Origin of the sequence: Caballeronia sp. GAWG1-5s-s (assembly GCF_023631445.1) — a bacterium.
Lineage (GTDB): Bacteria > Pseudomonadota > Gammaproteobacteria > Burkholderiales > Burkholderiaceae > Caballeronia.
Map to the genome: position 1 here is coordinate 113,290 of NZ_JALQDC010000003.1, position 16,027 is coordinate 129,316.

Genomic DNA, 16,027 nt, shown 5'->3' on the forward strand with positions numbered 1-16,027 from the left:
TGCTGAGCGCCGTCTCACTCGTAACCGAGTTTATGGCTCACGATAGGCGCGCAAAACAGCGCGAGCGCGCATCCGGCCGCTTTGCCCTGAAGCTCGACAAAAGCGGCATGCGAATCCGCGACGAAGAGCACGTCGACGATCTGCGGCAAGCAGAACGCCACCGCGAGCACGATGAACCCGCGCGTCACCATCGAGATGCGCCAGCCGTGCTGCGCGCCCAGCACCGCCGCGAGCACGCGCGCCACGCCGAGCGCCACGAACGCGCCGATAGCAAGCTGCGCGCGGACGGTTTCATCGGGAAGGACGTGCCACATGGTCTTTCTCGCTCCTGGCTGACGGTTCACCCTAGTGTGCAAGAAGCTCGCCAGTTCGGTCTGTTCGTGACAGCGCTTACGGGCGGGCGGTACGGCGCCAAGCAAAAAACGAAAACGATCAGAACGTGTGCTCGGGACCGGGGAAGCTGCCGTCCTTTACCGCGTTCACGTAGGCTTCGACCGCCGCGAGAATGCTCGGCTGGCCCTGCATGAAATCCTTGACGAAGCGCGGACGCTTGCCCGGAAAAATGCCGAGCATGTCGTGCAGAACCAGCACTTGTCCCGAACAATCGATGCCCGCGCCGATGCCGATGGTCGGAATCGCGAGTTGTTGCGTGACCTCGCGCGCGACGAGCGTCGGCACCGCTTCGATCACGAGCAGTTGCGCGCCCGCTTGCTGAAGCGCGAGCGCATCGCGGCGCATCTGTTCCGCGGCCGCTTCTGACTTGCCCTGCACCTTGAAGCCGCCGAATGCATGGACCGACTGCGGCGTGAGCCCGACGTGGCCGCACACCGGAATCGAGCGCTCGACGAGAAAGCGCACGGTATCCGCGAGCCACTCGCCACCTTCGAGCTTCACCATGTGCGCGCCCGCGCGCATCAGCTTTACCGCATTCGCATACGCTTCTTCGCGCGATCCGATGGTGCCGAACGGCATGTCCGCGACGATCAGCGCGCTCTTGGTGCCGCGCGCAACGCATGCCGTGTGGTACGCGATGTCGTCCAGCGTCACCGGCAACGTCGTGCTGTGGCCTTGCAGGACGTTGCCGAGCGAATCGCCGATCAGCATGACATCGACGCCCGCGCGGTCGAGCAGCGCCGCGAAGCTCGCGTCGTAGCACGTGAGCATCGCGATGCGCTGGCCCGCCTCGCGCATGGCTTGCAGCTTCGGAACGGTGATCGTCGAGCGGCTGGTTTCCTGCAGATACGTCATGATGATTTCGCTTGAAATGGCGCGCGGGCATGCAGCACGAACATGAAGTTCGAACTCACACCGAGACGCCTTTGACAAAGAATTCCTTGCGCCCGCGCATGGTCTCGATTCGCTCGACGAGCAGTTCGAGATCGTCGTCCGATGCGACGGGATTCAGATGCTCCGCGTTCACCGTGAGCAGCGGCGTCGCGTCGTAGTGATAGAAGAAGTCGTTGTAGGCGTCGGACAGCGCGCGCAAGTACGAGTCGGAGATTTGCAGTTCCATCGGCAGCGCGCGTTTCTGAATGCGCGAGAACAGCACTTCCGGGCTCGCCTGCAGATACACGACGAGATCCGGCGCAGGCGCGCTCGCGCCGATGCGCGAGGCGATATCGCGGTACAGGTTGAACTCGTCGTCGGGCAGCGTGAGGCGCGCGAACAGATCGCTCTTCTGCGTGAGAAAGTCGGCGATGAGCGGCGTGTTCTGCGTGAGCATGTCCGCCACTTCCCGCGTTTGCGCGACCCGCTGCAACGCGAAACTCAGTTGCGTCGAGAGCGCGTGCCGCGTCGTGTCGCGATAGAAACGCTCGAGGAACGGGTTGTCCTGCGGGCGCTCGAACAGCGTGCGCATGGACCAGCGTTCGGCGAGCCGCGTGGCGAGCGTCGTCTTGCCGACGCCGATCGGCCCTTCGATCGCGATATAACGATGCGGCGGCCGCAACTGCGGCGCCGTGACGGTGAGAGGCGGATTGCTCATCGGCAATTGGCTTTGGTGGAGGCGGTGGAGGCGCTGGAGGCTTGCGCCGCTGCCGGCTGCGCGGCGGGCGCCGCGCACTGGCACAGGGCGACTTTCTCGATGCGCTGGTCGGCGACGCCCGCGACGAACGCATCGGCGCGGCCGCGTTGCGGGATGATGAGATCGGGTTCGAGTTCGATGAGCGGCACGAGCACGAACGCGCGCTCGGTCATGCGCGGATGCGGCACGACGAGATCCATGTCGTCGATGCTGAACGCGCCGTACAGCAGGATATCGAGGTCGAGCGTGCGCGGCGCATTGCGATACGGCCGCTCGCGCCCGAACTGTTCTTCGATGACATGGCACAGGCGCAGCAGCGCGCGCGCAGGCAGCGTCGTTTCGAGCTTCACGACGCAATTGAAGTAATCGTCGCCGGATGCGTCGATGGGCGCGGTGCGATACAGGCTCGACTTGGCGAGCACGGTGATCGTGTGCTGCTGCGCGAGACACACGACTGCGTCTTTCAGCGTTTGGCGCGCATCGCCGAGATTCGCTCCGAGGCCGAGATAAGCAATCGTCATGGCAGAAGTCCTACGCGTAGGTCCTGGGCGAAGCGCGTCGAGGCATCCAAACACATCGAAACGCCGGCACATTGCCCGGGTGCTAACCGTTATCCGCTACTTTAGCGAAAACCGGCTTTATTCGTTGTCTGCGTCTTCGTTTTTCCGTGGCGCGCCGGCTTCATTCGTCACGCGGCGTGGTTCGGGCTCGCGCTCGCCGTCCGCCGCGCCGAGTTCTGCGCCTTCACCGCTTTGACCGCCTTCGCCGCTTTCACTGGCTTTGCGCTTCGCATTGCTGCGCCGGCGACGCTTCTTCGGCGCTGCACGCTCCTTGCCGCCTTGCGAGAGCAGGGCTTCGCGCGTGGCGTGATCACCCTCGATGAAATCGGTCCACCATTGGCCGATGGCCGCATCCAGCTCGCCCGACTCGCAACGCAGCAGCAGGAAATCATAACCCGCACGGAACCGCTGGTGTTCGAGCAGCTTCATCGCGCTGCGGCCGCGCTTTTCCAGCCGATGCTGCAAGCCCCAGATCTCGCGCATGTCGGCGGAATAACGCTTGTGAATGGCGAGTTTTTCCGTCTGCATGTCGAGGACATCGTCCATCGCGCGGTTCAGCGCCGGCACCGGATAATCGCCTGCGGCCGTGTATTTCTGCCAGCGCGTCTGCACGTCGTGCCACAAAAGCGTGGCGAACAGGAAGCTCGGCGAAACCGGCTTGCCCGCGCGCACGCGCTCGTCGGTGCTCGTGAGCGCGAGCGTCACGAACTTCTCGCCGTGTGGCTGTTCCAGCACGACATCGAGCAGCGGCAGCACGCCATGATGCAGCCCTTCCTGACGCAAACGCGTGAGACACGCGAGCGCGTGGCCGGACAGCAGCAGCTTCAGCATCTCGTCGAAGAGACGCGCGGCCGGCACGTTGTCCATCAGATCAGCGAGTTCCTTGATCGGCGCGCGCGTCGCTTCATCGATCTCGAAGCCGAGCTTGGCCGCGAAGCGCACGACGCGCAGCATGCGCACCGGGTCTTCGCGATAACGCGTGGCCGGATCGCCGATCATGCGCAGAAGGCGCGCGCGAATGTCGGCCATGCCGTCGTGATAATCCAGCACCGTTTGCGTTGCCGGATCGTAGTACATCGCGTTGATGGTGAAGTCGCGGCGCGTCGCGTCTTCGTGCTGCTCGCCCCACACGTTGTCGCGCAGCACGCGGCCGCTCGCGTCCACCGCGTGCGTGCGCATGTCGAGCTCGCCGCGCCGGTAGCGTCGCGGCGCTTCGGCGACCGGCTCGGGCGGCGCGTCGACGAGCGCGCGGAACGTGGACGTTTCGATGATCTCCTGCCCGAACTGGACGTGGACGATTTGAAACCGCCGCCCGATGATGCGCGCCCGGCGAAAGAGCCGCTGCACCTGATCGGGCGTGGCGTCGGTGGCGACGTCGAAATCTTTCGGCGCGACGCCGAGCAGCAGATCGCGCACCGCCCCGCCGACGATGAACGCGCGGTGCCCGGCCTGCTGCAAGCCTTCGGTCACGCGGATGGCGTTCTTCGAGATGAGCGACGGATCGATGCCGTGGATGTCCGACGACAGAATCACCGGCACATTCGGGTCGCGCTTGACCGGCGCGGCGGCTTTCTTGCGCGGGGCACGCGTGCTCTTGCGGGCGGCTTTCGCTTCGGTGGCTTCGGTGGCGCCGGTGACATCGGCAGCGGATGCGCCCGGCGTGTCGTTCGAGGCGCCTTCGCTGGATGCGGCGCTCTCTTGTCCGAACAGCTTGCGGATGAGTTTTTTAATCACGTGTATCGAAGAGGTTCAGGATGCGCCAGCCTTTGGCTTGCGCATGCGCGCGCAGGGTGTCGTCCGGATTCGTGGCGATCGGGTCCGTGACGCGCTCGAGCAGCGGGATGTCGTTATGCGAGTCGCTGTAGAAATAGCTGCGCTTGAAGTCACCGAGCGTCTTGCCGAGCGACGCGAGCCATTCCTCCACGCGCACGATCTTGCCCTCGCGATAACTCGGCGTGCCGCGCGGCCTGCCGGTAAACGCGCCTTGCGGATGATCGCCGACGGTTTCGACTTCGCATGCAATCAGCGTGTCGATGCCGAACGCTTCCGCGATGGGCGCGGTGATGAACGCGTTCGTCGCGGTCACGAGGCAGCACAGATCGCCGTTGTCCTGATGCTCGCGCACGAGCGTGACCGCGGCCGGCACGATGCGCGGATTGATGACCTCGTGCATGAACTGCGCGTGCCAGTCGGCGAGTTGCTCACGCGAGTACTTCGCGAGCGGTGCGAGCATCGCGTGCAGGTAAGCGTTGATGTCGAGCACGCCCGCTTTGTAGTCGGCGTAGAAGGCGTCGTTCTGACGCGTGAATTCCGTCGCGTCGACGATGCCGAGCTTCACCATGAAGCGGCCCCATTCGTGGTCGCTGTCGGTGGGAATGAGCGTGTGGTCGAGATCGAAGAGGGCAAGGTTCATGGGAGCGCATTCTACTCGAAGCGGGTGGGAACGTTGTCCGGTGCGGCGTCGGCGTCGGGCGCGCCGGCAGGCGGGGCGGCGCGGTGCTCGCCGTCCGCGTCCTGCGGCGTATCAGGGGCCACGGCCACGAGCGGCGTCACGCGCCCGGTTTGCGAGAGCATCGAGCGCAAAAGCGCGCGCGTGACTCTGCGCTTCTGTTCGAGCGAGAAGCGGTCGAGATCGTCGAAAAGCGCCATCAGGCTCGGCATGTCGCGGCGGAAATGCGTGAGCAGATAGGCGGGGACGTCCTCCGCGAGCACGATGCCGCGCTCGTGCGCCGCGTGCTTGAGAACCGACGCCTTCGCTTCGTCCGAAAGCGGCAGCAGGTGGAAGACGAGGCCCCAGCCGAGACGCGTGCGCAAGTCTTCGCGCACGGCGAGCGTCATCGGCGCGGCGTTGCCGGTGGCGACGAGCGCGCTTGCCGGGTACGCGCGCACTTCGTTGAACAGGTTGAAGACCGCGATCTGCTGCGCGGGCGAGAGGCGGTCGCAGTCGTCGACGGCATACAGCGCGACCTGCGGATCGAAGCCGAACGCATGCAACGCGCTCTGCGGGCTCAAGTAACGCGCCCGGCTGCCCGCCTCATAAACGAGCGCGTGCAGCAGATGACTGCGCCCGCTGCCGGGCTCGCCCCAGACATAGAACGTGCGATCCGCGACCGGGCCGGCCGCGAGCGCGCCTTCGAGCTCGCGCAACCGCGTGACCAGTTCGTGGTTGCCGGCGGCGAAGAAATTGTCGAAGGTGGCGGGCGGCGGGGTGCCGAGGTCGAGCGTCAGTTGGCGTTGCACGGGGAATGGATGTCGTCGGCTGGATGCTGCGTTCTCTCGAAAACAGGCGGCGCGGGCTCGCCGATGCGCGCGAGGCCGCCTGTGGCAAGCGGCCGGGCGCTCGGGCGCGTTTCGTCGGCCGGGCCGTTCTGTCTCGAAAAGGCGCTGCCGCGCGGCGGACAAAGCTGCCGGGCGACCGTCCTCGTATCATCATCGGGTAAAATCGCATTTTACCGACCTTCTCGCTCTCCCCCCATGAATCAACCGAAATCCGCCCCGGACACCCAAGGTTTGTCGTATCGCGATGCAGGTGTCGACATCGACGCGGGCGATGCGCTCGTCGACCGGATCAAGCCGTTCGCCAAGAAGACCTTGCGCGATGGCGTGCTGGGCGGAATCGGCGGGTTCGGCGCGCTCTTCGAGGTGCCGAAGAAGTACAAGGAGCCGGTGCTCGTGTCGGGAACGGACGGCGTCGGCACCAAGCTGCGCCTCGCGTTCCAGTTGAACCGGCACGACACGGTCGGGCAGGATCTCGTCGCCATGAGCGTGAACGACATTCTGGTGCAGGGCGCGGAGCCGCTCTTCTTCCTCGATTATTTCGCGTGCGGCAAGCTGGACGTGGACACCGCGGCGGACGTGGTCAAGGGCATCGCGCAGGGCTGCGAGTTCGCCGGCTGCGCGCTGATCGGCGGCGAGACGGCGGAAATGCCGGGCATGTACCCGGACGGCGAATACGACCTCGCGGGCTTCGCGGTCGGCGCGGTGGAAAAGAGCAAGATCATCGACGGCAGCACCATCGCTCCGGGCGATGTCGTGCTCGGGCTGGCGTCGAGCGGCATTCACTCGAACGGGTATTCGCTCGTGCGCAAGATCATCGAGCGCGCGAATCCGGACCTGAACGCCGATTTCGACGGCCGCTCGCTCGCCGACGCGCTGATGGCGCCGACGCGTATCTACGTGAAGCCGCTGCTGTCCGCGATGCAGAGCATCACGGTGAAGGGCATGGCGCACATCACGGGCGGCGGGCTTGTCGAGAACATTCCGCGCGTGCTGCGCGAGGGTTTGACGGCGGAACTCGACCATCGCGCGTGGCCGTTGCCGCCGCTGTTCGCGTGGCTGCAAAAGCACGGCGGCGTCGCGGATGCGGAGATGCATCGCGTGTTCAATTGCGGGATCGGCATGGCGGTGATCGTCGCGGCCCAGGACGCCGATGCGGCAGCGGGCCTGCTCTCGGCGGCGGGCGAGCAGGTGTGGAAGATCGGCGTCGTGCGCGAGAGCCGCGAGGGCGAGGCGCAGACGGTGGTGATTTAAGCGTCGCCGGTCGCTTTCGAAGACAGAAAACCCTCGCGTTGCGCGAGGGTTTTTTTTCTCAAGCGGCAGCGGTCGGAATAGCGCTTCGACTCCCAGCTGTGGTCAACTCAATAGGGGCAGCTATTAACGAAAGCACCGGCCTGCACATTCTGATAACAATCGGTAGGCCGGTACACGACGTTGTGCGTCTGCGCGGGCGTAGAGCCGAGTTGCCTTGTGAGAAACGCGGCGGCGATCTTGTTGAACGCGGGGCGCGGAGCCGTCAGGTGCTTGCGTCCCTCCGTCGTGACCGGCGAGCTTAGACGATCTCCAGCGGAAATCACTTCGGCCCGATAGACCTTCCCCTGATATTCGGCGACATAATGCCCGTCCATTGTGTCGAAGAAACCGCTACCCCAGCCAGTGCCCACTAGCGCGGAATATTGGTAGCCGCCGAGCGTCATGATTTCTCCAGCCAAGGGAATCCCGGAGCGCTTCAGGATCGGGTCCTGGATGCTACCGTCAAACCAGAGCTTCGAAAGGTCGATGCGAAGGAAAGTCGTCTGTGCCGTGTAAGTTGGCACGAAGACCTGCGAGCCGGCCGGCATGAGCGTGGTGTCCGAGGAAGGAAACACGAGCCGTGGCATGTTCACAGTCAGCGGATTGGCGATGTAGTCCACTGTGGGCCGAACGCTATCGACAGTGATGAGCGGCAGCAGCACGCTCGGCGGGGGAGTGTAGGTGACCGGATCGCCTCCCTGAAACAACTTCACGACGGACTTCACCGATTGACCCGCCACGTCTCGCACATCGAGCGTCACGCGATAAAGCGGCGCCGACATGCCTTGCACGCCGAAATCGAAGCCGTCCGGCAAGCGCTGAAAGATCTTCGTGTGTGGCCCGAGATCGTCGTAAGGCAGGCTGTCGGCCGGAAACGCGCCCTCGGCCGTGATGTACACCATCTTGCTGTATTGCAGCGCGTCGGTTCCGGTAGTCGGAACGTACGATTCGCGTAGCGTGGTGTCGGAACCGTCGATCACGCCGAACCGTGTACGCGTGATGCCCGTGTCGCCGTGCGCGCCGCCGGTCTCGGGGTCCAGTATCGAATTCCACCCGAATATGTAGTAGCCCGAGCCGGACGTGGTGTTGAAGATTCCATCGAAGAAGCTCGCGGACGCGCCCGACGGCGCGCTCTCGCTTTTTGCCACGCTCGCCACGTCGGCAGTTGCGCCCCCGTCCGAACCGCCGCACGCGCTCAGCGCGGAGACGATCGCAGACGCTGCCATTGTGATGACGACCGCGCGTGCCGCGCGTTTCCCATACAACCCGTTTCTCGCCAACATCGTTTTTTTCCTTTTGACTGCTTTTGAAATCTGCCTCGAATCGTTGCCCAACGACATCTAATTCGGATGACTAAATAAACCGGGCAACATCGCGTGCTCAAGGCCGAGCGACCGCCTACGATGTTAAGCGTTCGTAAGGTCGGCCCGCAAGATTCAGCCTCTTTTTTCAGACTTTCGCAGTTCTTTTTATCGCTTCGACTGCCTGCTGCGTCGCATCGGGCGCGCAGCAATCCACCACGACGCGCTCCGGCATCGCGCGCAGCCACGTCAACTGGCGCTTGCACAACTGCCGCGTCGCGAAGATGCCCTTGTCGCGCATCTCGTCGTAGCCGGTCAGGCCGTCGAGGTATTCCCACGCCTGCCGATAGCCGACGCAGCGCATCGACGGCATCGACACATCGAGATCGCCGCGCGCGCGCAGGCGCTTCACTTCGTCGATGAAACCGTGCGCGAGCATCGCGTCGAAGCGCGCCGCGATGCGCGCATGCAGCACCGCGCGGTCCGACGGTTCCAGCGCGATCGGCACGAAGTCATATGGCGCTTCCTGGTCCAGCACGCGCGGCGCGGCGAGCAGCGCGGACATCGGCTGGCCGGTCAGCAGATAGATTTCGAGCGCGCGCTGGATGCGCTGCGAATCGTTCGGCGCGAGGCGCGCCGCGGTTTGCGCATCGACCGCCGCGAGCCGCGCGTGCAGCGCGGGCCAGCCGTCGCGCGCGGCGTCGGCATCGAGCGTGGCGCGCACGGACGGATCGGCGGGCGGCAAGTCGTTGAGGCCCTGCGTCAGCGCCTTGTAGTACAGCATCGTGCCGCCGACCAGCAGCGGCACGTTTCCCCGCGCGACGATCTCGCCGACGAGCCTGAGCGCATCGGCGCGAAATTGCGCGGCCGAGTAAGCGTCGGCCGGATCGATGATATCGATCAGGTGATGCGGCGCGGCCGCGCGCTCCGCCGCGTTCGGCTTGGCCGTGCCGATATCCATCTCGCGATAGACGAGCGCCGAATCCACGCTCACGATTTCCACCGGCCGCGCCGACGCCGCCGCGAAGGCGAGGGCCGCCGCCGTCTTGCCCGACGCCGTCGGCCCGAGCAGACAGGCCACGCGCGAGGCCACGTGCAACGCGGGATTGATCATTGTCCGCGCATGAAGAGGCGGTCGAGGTCCGCGAGCGTCAGCTGATACCACGTCGGGCGGCCGTGATTGCACTGATCGGCGCGTTCGGTGGCTTCCATCTGACGCAAGAGGGCGTTCATTTCGTCGAGCGTGAGGCGGCGATTGGCGCGCACCGCATGGTGGCAGGCGAGCGTGCCGAGCAGTTCGTGCTGACGCTCGGTGAGCACGCGCGATCCGCCGTACGCGTGCAGATCGGCGAGCACGGCGCGGGCGAGCGCGACGAGGTCCGCGTCTTTCAGCAGCGCGGGCACCGCGCGAATCGCGATGGAAGTCGGCGACAGCACCGCGAGATCGAAGCCGAGCGCGTCGAGCGTCTCGCGTTCTTCATCGACGATGCCGATTTCCACCGGATCCGCCGTCATCGAGACGGGAATCAGCAGCGGCTGCACGGCGATGGAGCGGTCCGCGAGCGCGTGCTTGAACTGCTCGTAGAGGATGCGTTCGTGCGCGGCGTGCATGTCCACGATGACGAGTCCGCGCGCGTTCTGCGCCAGCACGTAGATGCCGTGAATCTGCCCGACGGCAAAGCCGAGCGGCTGCTCGTCGGCGTGTGCGTGGCTCGCGGCGGCGTAGGCGGGCGCGCTGTCGTCGTTGGCCCACGCGACGGCGGGCGACGCCGCTTCGACGGGCGTGACCGTCGCGCTTGCGTCCTTGCGCCCGAACAACGCGTCGTAGAGCGCGAGCGGCTGCGCGACCGGCAGCGACCCTTGCGTCATGCGCGACTGGCGCATCCACGTGGTGCCGTTGTCGTTCCTGGCTACCGGTCCCGCGCTCGCGACAGGCCGCGCGCTGAACGATGCCGGCCCGGTCGGTTCGAGTTGCGCCGCGTGCCCGCCCGCTGTCGTTTCCGGCGACGCGCCCGCATGCCGCGCCAGCGCGCGCTGCACCGCGTGAAACACGTACTGATGAATCGAGCGCGAATCGCGAAACCGCACTTCGATCTTCGACGGATGCACGTTCACGTCCACCGACTCCGGCGGCAAGTCAAGAAAAAGGACGTACGCCGGATAGCGGTTGCCGTGCAGCACGTCCTCGTAAGCGGCGCGAACCGCGTGCGTGAGCAGCTTGTCGCGCACGAAGCGGCCGTTCACGAAGAAATACTGCTGGTCCGCGCGTCCGCGGCTCGCGGTCGGCAGGCCCGCGCAGCCGTACGCCGCAAGCGGCCCGGCGCGTTCGTCGAGCGGCAGATGCGAGGTCTCGAACACTTCGCCCAGAATTTTGGCGACGCGCGTGGCCGGATCGCTCGCGTTCCAGTGCTCGACGGCCTTGCCGTTATGCATCACGGAAATGGCGACGTCGGGCCGCGCCAGCGCCACGCGGCGAATGACTTCCAGGCAATGCCCGAGTTCGGTTTGTTCGCTTTTCAGGAACTTTCGGCGCGCCGGCGTGTTGAAGTAAAGCTCGCGCACGTCGATGGTCGTGCCGACCGTGCCCGCCGCGGGGGAAATGACGCCCGTTTGTGCGTCGATGCGCGTTGCGTGCGGGCAGTCTTCTGTGCGGCTCGTGATGAACAGCTCCGCCACCGATGCAATCGACGCGATCGCTTCGCCGCGAAAACCGAGCGTGGCGACGGCTTCGAGATCGGCGAGCGAGCGGATCTTGCTGGTCGCGTGCCGCATGAGCGCGAGCGGGAGTTCCTCGGGAGGCATGCCGCAGCCGTCGTCGGCGATCACGATGCGCTTCACGCCGCCTTCGTCCAGCGTCACGCGCAAGCTGCGCGCGCCGGCATCGAGCGCGTTTTCCAGCAGTTCCTTGACCACGGACGCCGGCCGCTCGACCACTTCGCCCGCGGCAATCTGGCTGATGAGCTGGTCGGGAAGCGGGGCGATGGCGCGCGAACGGCGCGCGACGGCGGCGGTCGAAGCGCCGGCGGAGAGTTCGTTGAGGTCGGCCATGCCGAAATTATAGCCATTCGTATCGGCCGCTTTTGGGGCGCGCATTGTTCCGACAATGCGTCGCAAGATGGCGGCTCGATGCGTGCTTTTTAACCGACGCGCCGGGTCACTTCGGTATCATGGCGCGACCCTCTGCTTCTTGCCGGCTCACTTCTTCGAGGACAGTTTTTTGGACACGCTGCTGCATTTCCTGGGACTCATCCTGCACATCGACAAATCGCTCGGTGACTTCATTCATACGTATGGCGCGTGGGTGTACGCCGTGCTGTTCCTGATCGTGTTCTGCGAAACGGGGCTCGTGGTTTTCCCGTTTCTGCCGGGCGATTCGCTGCTTTTCATCGGCGGCGCGTTCGCGGCCACGCACGAGATGGATCTTGGCGCGCTCATCGCGCTGCTGCTCATTGCGGCTGTCGCGGGCAACACGGTCAATTACTGGATCGGACGCGCCATCGGCCCGAAGGTGTTCGATACGAACATACCGGTGCTCGAGCGTTTTCTGGATCGCAAGGCGCTGCAAAAGACGCATAACTTCTACGATCGTCACGGCGGCAAGACGATCGTGATCGCGCGCTTCGTGCCTGTCGTGCGCACCTTCGCGCCGTTCGTGGCGGGGGCATCCGCGATGAACGCGACGCGCTTCCAGCTCTTCAACATTCTGGGCGCGGCCATCTGGGTGCTGCTTCTCGTGCTGCTCGGCTACTTCTTCGGGAATATCCCGTTCATCCGGCAATATTTGAACGTGATCGTGCTGGTCGGCATTGGCGCCGCCATCGTGCCGATTGCGCTGGGCGCGCTGTGGAAGATGAGCCGTCGCGGCTCGAAGGTGTGAGCGCAGCGGGAGGAGAATTCGGCCGGGCCGGCGCTTTGCATAGCGCGAAGAAACCCGGCCCGACATGCCGATGCGCCCTTACGCGCGCCGGAACAGGCGGATGATGAAGAGCAGCACCACCGCGCCGATCACCGCCGTCAGCAGCGAACCGAGCAAGCCGCCGCCGAGCGAAATGCCGATTGCGCCGAAGAGCCAGTTGCCGAGCACGCCGCCCACGATGCCGACGAGAATATGCACGAACACGCCAAAGCCCGTGCCGTTCATGATGAGGCCGGCGAGCCAGCCGGCGATGCCGCCGATGATGAGGCTGACGATGATTCCATGATGCAGAATTTGCATGCGCTAGTACTCCGGAAAGATGAGGAAAGTGCAGGACTGCAGGAGGCTCCCGCTTTCGAGCGCAGTGAATGTAGCCCAAAGCGCGGTGCCAAAAGCGCGCAAAGTGTCAAGGATTGTGGATTGTCTGTTTGGCTTAGGGCGTGCGAATCTATGGCGTGCCGCGACGTCAACGCGCGGGCGGGCAGAATCGTGAAAAATTTAGAATCCCAAAGGATCGGGCGAAGTTTCGCCTAAAGTGTCTCGTCGACTGGCCTGAGGAAGTGGATTCTGTAATGTTTTATGCTGTCGGAGTTTCGCCCGAAGCGAAGGCGAAACGCGCGGGCGGCCGCGGATCGCGGCTTGCGGTCATATCGTTTTGCGCGCTGGCGCTTTCGCTGCTGCCGGGCTGCGGCATCGTCGGATGTGTCGGTACTTCGGTGTATGGCGTCGGCTTGACCGTGTGTTAGCGCGGCGGCCGGCGGCGGGAAAATCAAAGAGCATTGCACTAGATCAAGACAAAAGCATGGGAAAGTTGGAGTCGATGCACACAGTTGTCATGGGACCGCGCACTCGGGTGGTCATCGCGAGTTTCGGGCTCGCCGCATCCGTCGCGGCGGGTCTTGCCGGATGCACGTCGACGCCGCGCACGCCTGCGCCCATCGTCGACAATTCGATGTCCCCGCCGCCGCCCGTCGTCGTGAGTTCGCCGGTCAGCACGGCGCCCGTTCCCGCGGCGCCGGCAGCGTCGGCATTCGCGCCGGTGGAGGCGGGTTTCTATCGCGTGAAGCCGGGCGACACGCTGTACGGCATCTCGCGTCAGTACAAGCAGAAGCCGGCCGATCTCGCTGCGTGGAACAACCTGCCCGAGAGCAAGCAGGTCAACGTTGGGCAGGTTCTGCGCGTCGTGCCGCCGGGTGCGTCCATGTCGACGGCGGCTGCGGCGTCGAGTTCGTCCTCGAAGAACCTGCCGCCGCTTCTGCCGACGCCGGGCAAGCAGACGGCCGAGAAATCGGGCGAGAAGGCGACCGAGAAATCGACGGAAAAAGCTGCCGAGAAGGCCGCCGCGACGGCGTCGGCGGGCAAGGGCACCTTCGTCTGGCCGGTGAAAGGCGAGATCGTGCGCGGCTTCGGGGCGAGCGGCAGCAAGGGGATCGACATTGCCGGCAAGGTCGGCGAGCCCGTGAAGGCGGCGGCGCCCGGCAAGGTCGTGTATGCGGGAAGCGGCTTGCGGTCGTACGGGCGCATGATCATCGTCCGGCATAGCAACGACTATCTGACCGCTTACGCGTACAACGACAAGCTCCTTGTGCGCGAAGGCGATACGGTCAAACAGGGCGCGACGATCGCCGATATGGGAACCGGCCCGAGCGGGTCGCCGGTGCTGCATTTCGAAATCAGAAAGGCGGGCGCCGCCGTCGATCCCGTGCCGCTGCTCGGCGCGGGCAGTTGAGTCGAAGGAGCCGTATGAAGAGAATCATGTGCGCGGCGTTCGTCGCGGCGTCGTTGCTCGCAGGCTGCGACCAGCAACAGAGCGGGGAAGCGATGAACAAACTCAGTTCGTTCTTCAACTCGGTGAAGCCGGACACACTGCTGCTGAAAGATCTCAAGCCCGGCGTCACGAACGAAGCGCAGATCCGCAAGCAGATGGGCGAGCCGGAAACCGAGCGCACCTACACGGACGGCTCGAAGCGCCTCGAATATCCGCGTGGCCCGGCCGGCACGAACACCTACATGGTGGATCTGGACCCGGATGGCCTGCTCGTTTCGGTCACACAGGTTCTGACGGCCGAGAACATCGCGAAAGTGCGGCCGGGCATGACGCAGGACGAAGTGCGGCGGCTCCTCGGCAAGCCGACGACGGTCGCTGAATACCGGCTGAAGCAGGAACGCGTGTGGAGCTGGCATTGGCTCGAAGACGGCGTGAATCGCGACGCCATGTTCAACGCGCATTTCGGCCCGGACGGCACGGTGGTCACCACATCGCGTTCGGAGGCGGAGGGCGGCGGACGGCATTGACGACAGGGCGTCAGAAGGGGCGAAGGCGTTGAGGCAATGAGCGAACAATATATCGGCAAGAGACAACGCGCATTGATGAACGAAGCGTTGCGATACCGCGAGCGCGCATCCGCGGAAGCGAACGACGACGCGTTCGTCCGCTGGGCATGCACGCGCGGGCATGACTGGGATGACGCGCTCGATGCGTCGCAGAACGTGCGCTGCATGAACTGCGCGACGCAGCGGCGCGAGGCCGAAATGACTCGGGCGCGCGCAATCGCGGAAGTCCGTGGCGGCGCGCTCCTGCCGTCGCGTCACGCGGGCGCGGCGTCGTCGCTGACGTGGCAATGCGCGTTCGGTCACGTCTGGCAAGCGGATGCCGATGCGGCCCAGCGTCGCTGGTGCGACGAGTGCGCGCGGACCATCTTCGCCCGTTACCGCTGAGCGCACGACTCGCGAAAAAGAAAAAGCCGGCGATTGCCGGCTTTTAACTTCGTTGTCGGGGCGATGGCTGTTCACTTCTTCGCCTGCTACTCGCCGGGACGTTGGCAAAGACCTGCGCGAGACATCGCGCCCATTCTTTACCCACGGCTCGGTCGAGTGCCGCCCGTCTTCTTGGTCTCTCGTTGCGCGCTGAAACATCCCCCGTGCGCAAAAACAGTATCGCGCCGGGCGAATTGTATGAATGTACGGTGAGCAACATTTCGTGCCAGATCAGGTTGGGGATGGCGCGAGTTCGCGGGGAGTTGCGCGCGCGGTCATCAGCGATTGGGTGACGGCGCTCGCTTGCGCCCGGGCGATGTGTTCGAGGGACGCGGCGTCGAGCTGTGCTGCGAAGAGCGCGAGGGCATCGCACAGGCGACGATGCGCGGCGGCGTCGAGGTTCCACTGCGAGGTCGCGGCGCGAGAGGCGTCGAGCGCCGTCAGCGTTTCTTCTGCGCGTTCGAGCTCGTTCACGCGTTCGCTCGCATAACCGATGCGAGCAAGTTCCCGCGCAATTAGCACATGACTGCGCAGGGTCGTCAAAAGCGCATGTGATCCTTGCGCGCGGCAGAATGCGTCGAGAGCGGCGTAGCACTTCAACAGCATCAGATCGATGACCGGCTCACGGGCAACTCGGCTCTGGCTGAGCGCTCGCATAAGCGGTGACAGGGTAGGGCGCGCGGCGTGGCGGATCGGCGGTGTCTTTCTCACGGATAAGCTCCCGAAGAAGTTGCATGCGGACCGGTGCGAATGGCTGCGGGCCGCTGGCTGCTTGACGTCGACACCATGATGGCATCGAAGACTTAGCGGCGTATTAAGACGCTTCGGCTGATTCTGCGGGAAGGGCGGCGTTGCAGCGGATGCGGACGACAAAAAAGCCGCTGTCCTTGTGGGAGCAGCG

17 protein-coding genes are annotated in these 16,027 nt (G+C 64.9%); 5 read left to right on the plus strand and 12 right to left on the minus strand.

Annotated features, from left to right (window positions below; genetic code table 11):
* Positions 1 to 14 precede the first annotated feature (14 nt).
* The 7 genes from NCR34_RS02985 to hda form a co-directional block, all read right to left on the minus strand.
* The gene (locus NCR34_RS02985) at positions 15 to 314 is read right to left on the minus strand and encodes a hypothetical protein (RefSeq protein WP_248321275.1); all 300 of its coding nucleotides are present in this window, start codon (positions 312 to 314) and stop codon (positions 15 to 17) included.
* 118 nt (positions 315 to 432) lie between these two features.
* On the minus strand, positions 433 to 1,248 hold the full coding sequence (panB, locus tag NCR34_RS02990) for a 3-methyl-2-oxobutanoate hydroxymethyltransferase (RefSeq protein WP_248321277.1): 816 nt from the start codon (positions 1,246 to 1,248) through the stop codon (positions 433 to 435).
* A 55-nt stretch (positions 1,249 to 1,303) separates the two neighbouring features.
* Complete coding sequence (locus NCR34_RS02995; RefSeq protein WP_248321279.1) at positions 1,304 to 1,984, minus strand: deoxynucleoside kinase; 681 nt, start codon at positions 1,982 to 1,984, stop codon at positions 1,304 to 1,306.
* Positions 1,981 to 2,544 carry a 2-amino-4-hydroxy-6-hydroxymethyldihydropteridine diphosphokinase gene (gene folK / locus NCR34_RS03000; RefSeq protein WP_248321280.1) on the minus strand — a complete coding sequence of 188 codons (564 nt, stop codon included), beginning with the start codon at positions 2,542 to 2,544 and terminating at the stop codon, positions 1,981 to 1,983. Before folK ends, NCR34_RS02995 begins: the two co-directional genes overlap by 4 nt.
* A 117-nt stretch (positions 2,545 to 2,661) precedes the next feature.
* On the minus strand, positions 2,662 to 4,317 hold the full coding sequence (gene pcnB, locus NCR34_RS03005; RefSeq protein WP_248321281.1) for a polynucleotide adenylyltransferase PcnB: 1,656 nt from the start codon (positions 4,315 to 4,317) through the stop codon (positions 2,662 to 2,664).
* The gene (locus tag NCR34_RS03010) at positions 4,310 to 4,996 is read right to left on the minus strand and encodes a histidinol-phosphatase (protein WP_175939534.1); all 687 of its coding nucleotides are present in this window, start codon (positions 4,994 to 4,996) and stop codon (positions 4,310 to 4,312) included. The genes pcnB and NCR34_RS03010 overlap by 8 nt, the downstream gene beginning before the upstream one ends.
* A gap of 11 nt (positions 4,997 to 5,007) precedes the next feature.
* Entirely contained in the window at positions 5,008 to 5,823 is an 816-nt protein-coding gene (gene hda, locus NCR34_RS03015) for a DnaA regulatory inactivator Hda (protein ID WP_248321283.1), read from the minus strand.
* A 234-nt stretch (positions 5,824 to 6,057) separates the two neighbouring features.
* Here hda and purM point away from each other — a divergent pair, with 234 nt between their 5' ends.
* Positions 6,058 to 7,113 carry a phosphoribosylformylglycinamidine cyclo-ligase gene (gene purM, locus NCR34_RS03020; protein WP_248321284.1) on the plus strand — a complete coding sequence of 352 codons (1,056 nt, stop codon included), beginning with the start codon at positions 6,058 to 6,060 and terminating at the stop codon, positions 7,111 to 7,113.
* A 107-nt stretch (positions 7,114 to 7,220) separates the two neighbouring features.
* On the opposite strand, the gene NCR34_RS03025 is transcribed toward purM, so the two are convergent.
* From NCR34_RS03025 to mutL, 3 genes are all read right to left on the minus strand, one after another.
* On the minus strand, positions 7,221 to 8,486 hold the full coding sequence (locus NCR34_RS03025) for a hypothetical protein (RefSeq protein ID WP_248321286.1): 1,266 nt from the start codon (positions 8,484 to 8,486) through the stop codon (positions 7,221 to 7,223).
* Between the two features lie 115 nt (positions 8,487 to 8,601).
* Positions 8,602 to 9,567, minus strand: coding sequence for a tRNA (adenosine(37)-N6)-dimethylallyltransferase MiaA (gene miaA, locus NCR34_RS03030; RefSeq protein WP_250499033.1), 966 nt, complete (start codon positions 9,565 to 9,567; stop codon positions 8,602 to 8,604).
* Positions 9,564 to 11,501 carry a DNA mismatch repair endonuclease MutL gene (gene mutL / locus NCR34_RS03035; RefSeq protein WP_250499034.1) on the minus strand — a complete coding sequence of 646 codons (1,938 nt, stop codon included), beginning with the start codon at positions 11,499 to 11,501 and terminating at the stop codon, positions 9,564 to 9,566. The genes miaA and mutL overlap by 4 nt, the downstream gene beginning before the upstream one ends.
* Before the next feature lie 169 nt (positions 11,502 to 11,670).
* On the opposite strand from mutL, the gene NCR34_RS03040 reads away from it, so the two are divergent.
* Positions 11,671 to 12,330, plus strand: coding sequence for a VTT domain-containing protein (locus NCR34_RS03040; protein ID WP_206467606.1), 660 nt, complete (start codon positions 11,671 to 11,673; stop codon positions 12,328 to 12,330).
* A 78-nt stretch (positions 12,331 to 12,408) separates the two neighbouring features.
* Here the strand turns inward: NCR34_RS03040 and NCR34_RS03045 are convergent, their stop codons facing one another.
* Entirely contained in the window at positions 12,409 to 12,660 is a 252-nt protein-coding gene (locus NCR34_RS03045; RefSeq protein WP_248322250.1) for a GlsB/YeaQ/YmgE family stress response membrane protein, read from the minus strand.
* A 529-nt stretch (positions 12,661 to 13,189) separates the two neighbouring features.
* Between NCR34_RS03045 and NCR34_RS03050 the strand changes: the two genes are divergently transcribed.
* From NCR34_RS03050 to NCR34_RS03060, 3 genes are read left to right on the plus strand one after another with little or no spacing between them, the layout of a single operon-like run.
* Positions 13,190 to 14,098: a peptidoglycan DD-metalloendopeptidase family protein gene (locus tag NCR34_RS03050; RefSeq protein ID WP_250499035.1), complete on the plus strand. Its 909-nt coding sequence runs from the start codon at positions 13,190 to 13,192 to the stop codon at positions 14,096 to 14,098.
* A 14-nt stretch (positions 14,099 to 14,112) separates the two neighbouring features.
* Positions 14,113 to 14,664, plus strand: coding sequence for an outer membrane protein assembly factor BamE domain-containing protein (gene bamE / locus NCR34_RS03055; RefSeq protein WP_248321292.1), 552 nt, complete (start codon positions 14,113 to 14,115; stop codon positions 14,662 to 14,664).
* 36 nt (positions 14,665 to 14,700) lie between these two features.
* A complete protein-coding gene (locus tag NCR34_RS03060) occupies positions 14,701 to 15,087 on the plus strand; it encodes a hypothetical protein (protein WP_248321293.1) in 387 nt (128 codons plus the stop codon).
* Positions 15,088 to 15,357: 270 nt separating this feature from the next.
* Here NCR34_RS03060 and NCR34_RS03065 read toward each other — a convergent pair whose 3' ends face one another.
* A complete protein-coding gene (locus NCR34_RS03065; RefSeq protein WP_250499036.1) occupies positions 15,358 to 15,999 on the minus strand; it encodes a hypothetical protein in 642 nt (213 codons plus the stop codon).
* Positions 16,000 to 16,027: the final 28 nt, after the last annotated feature.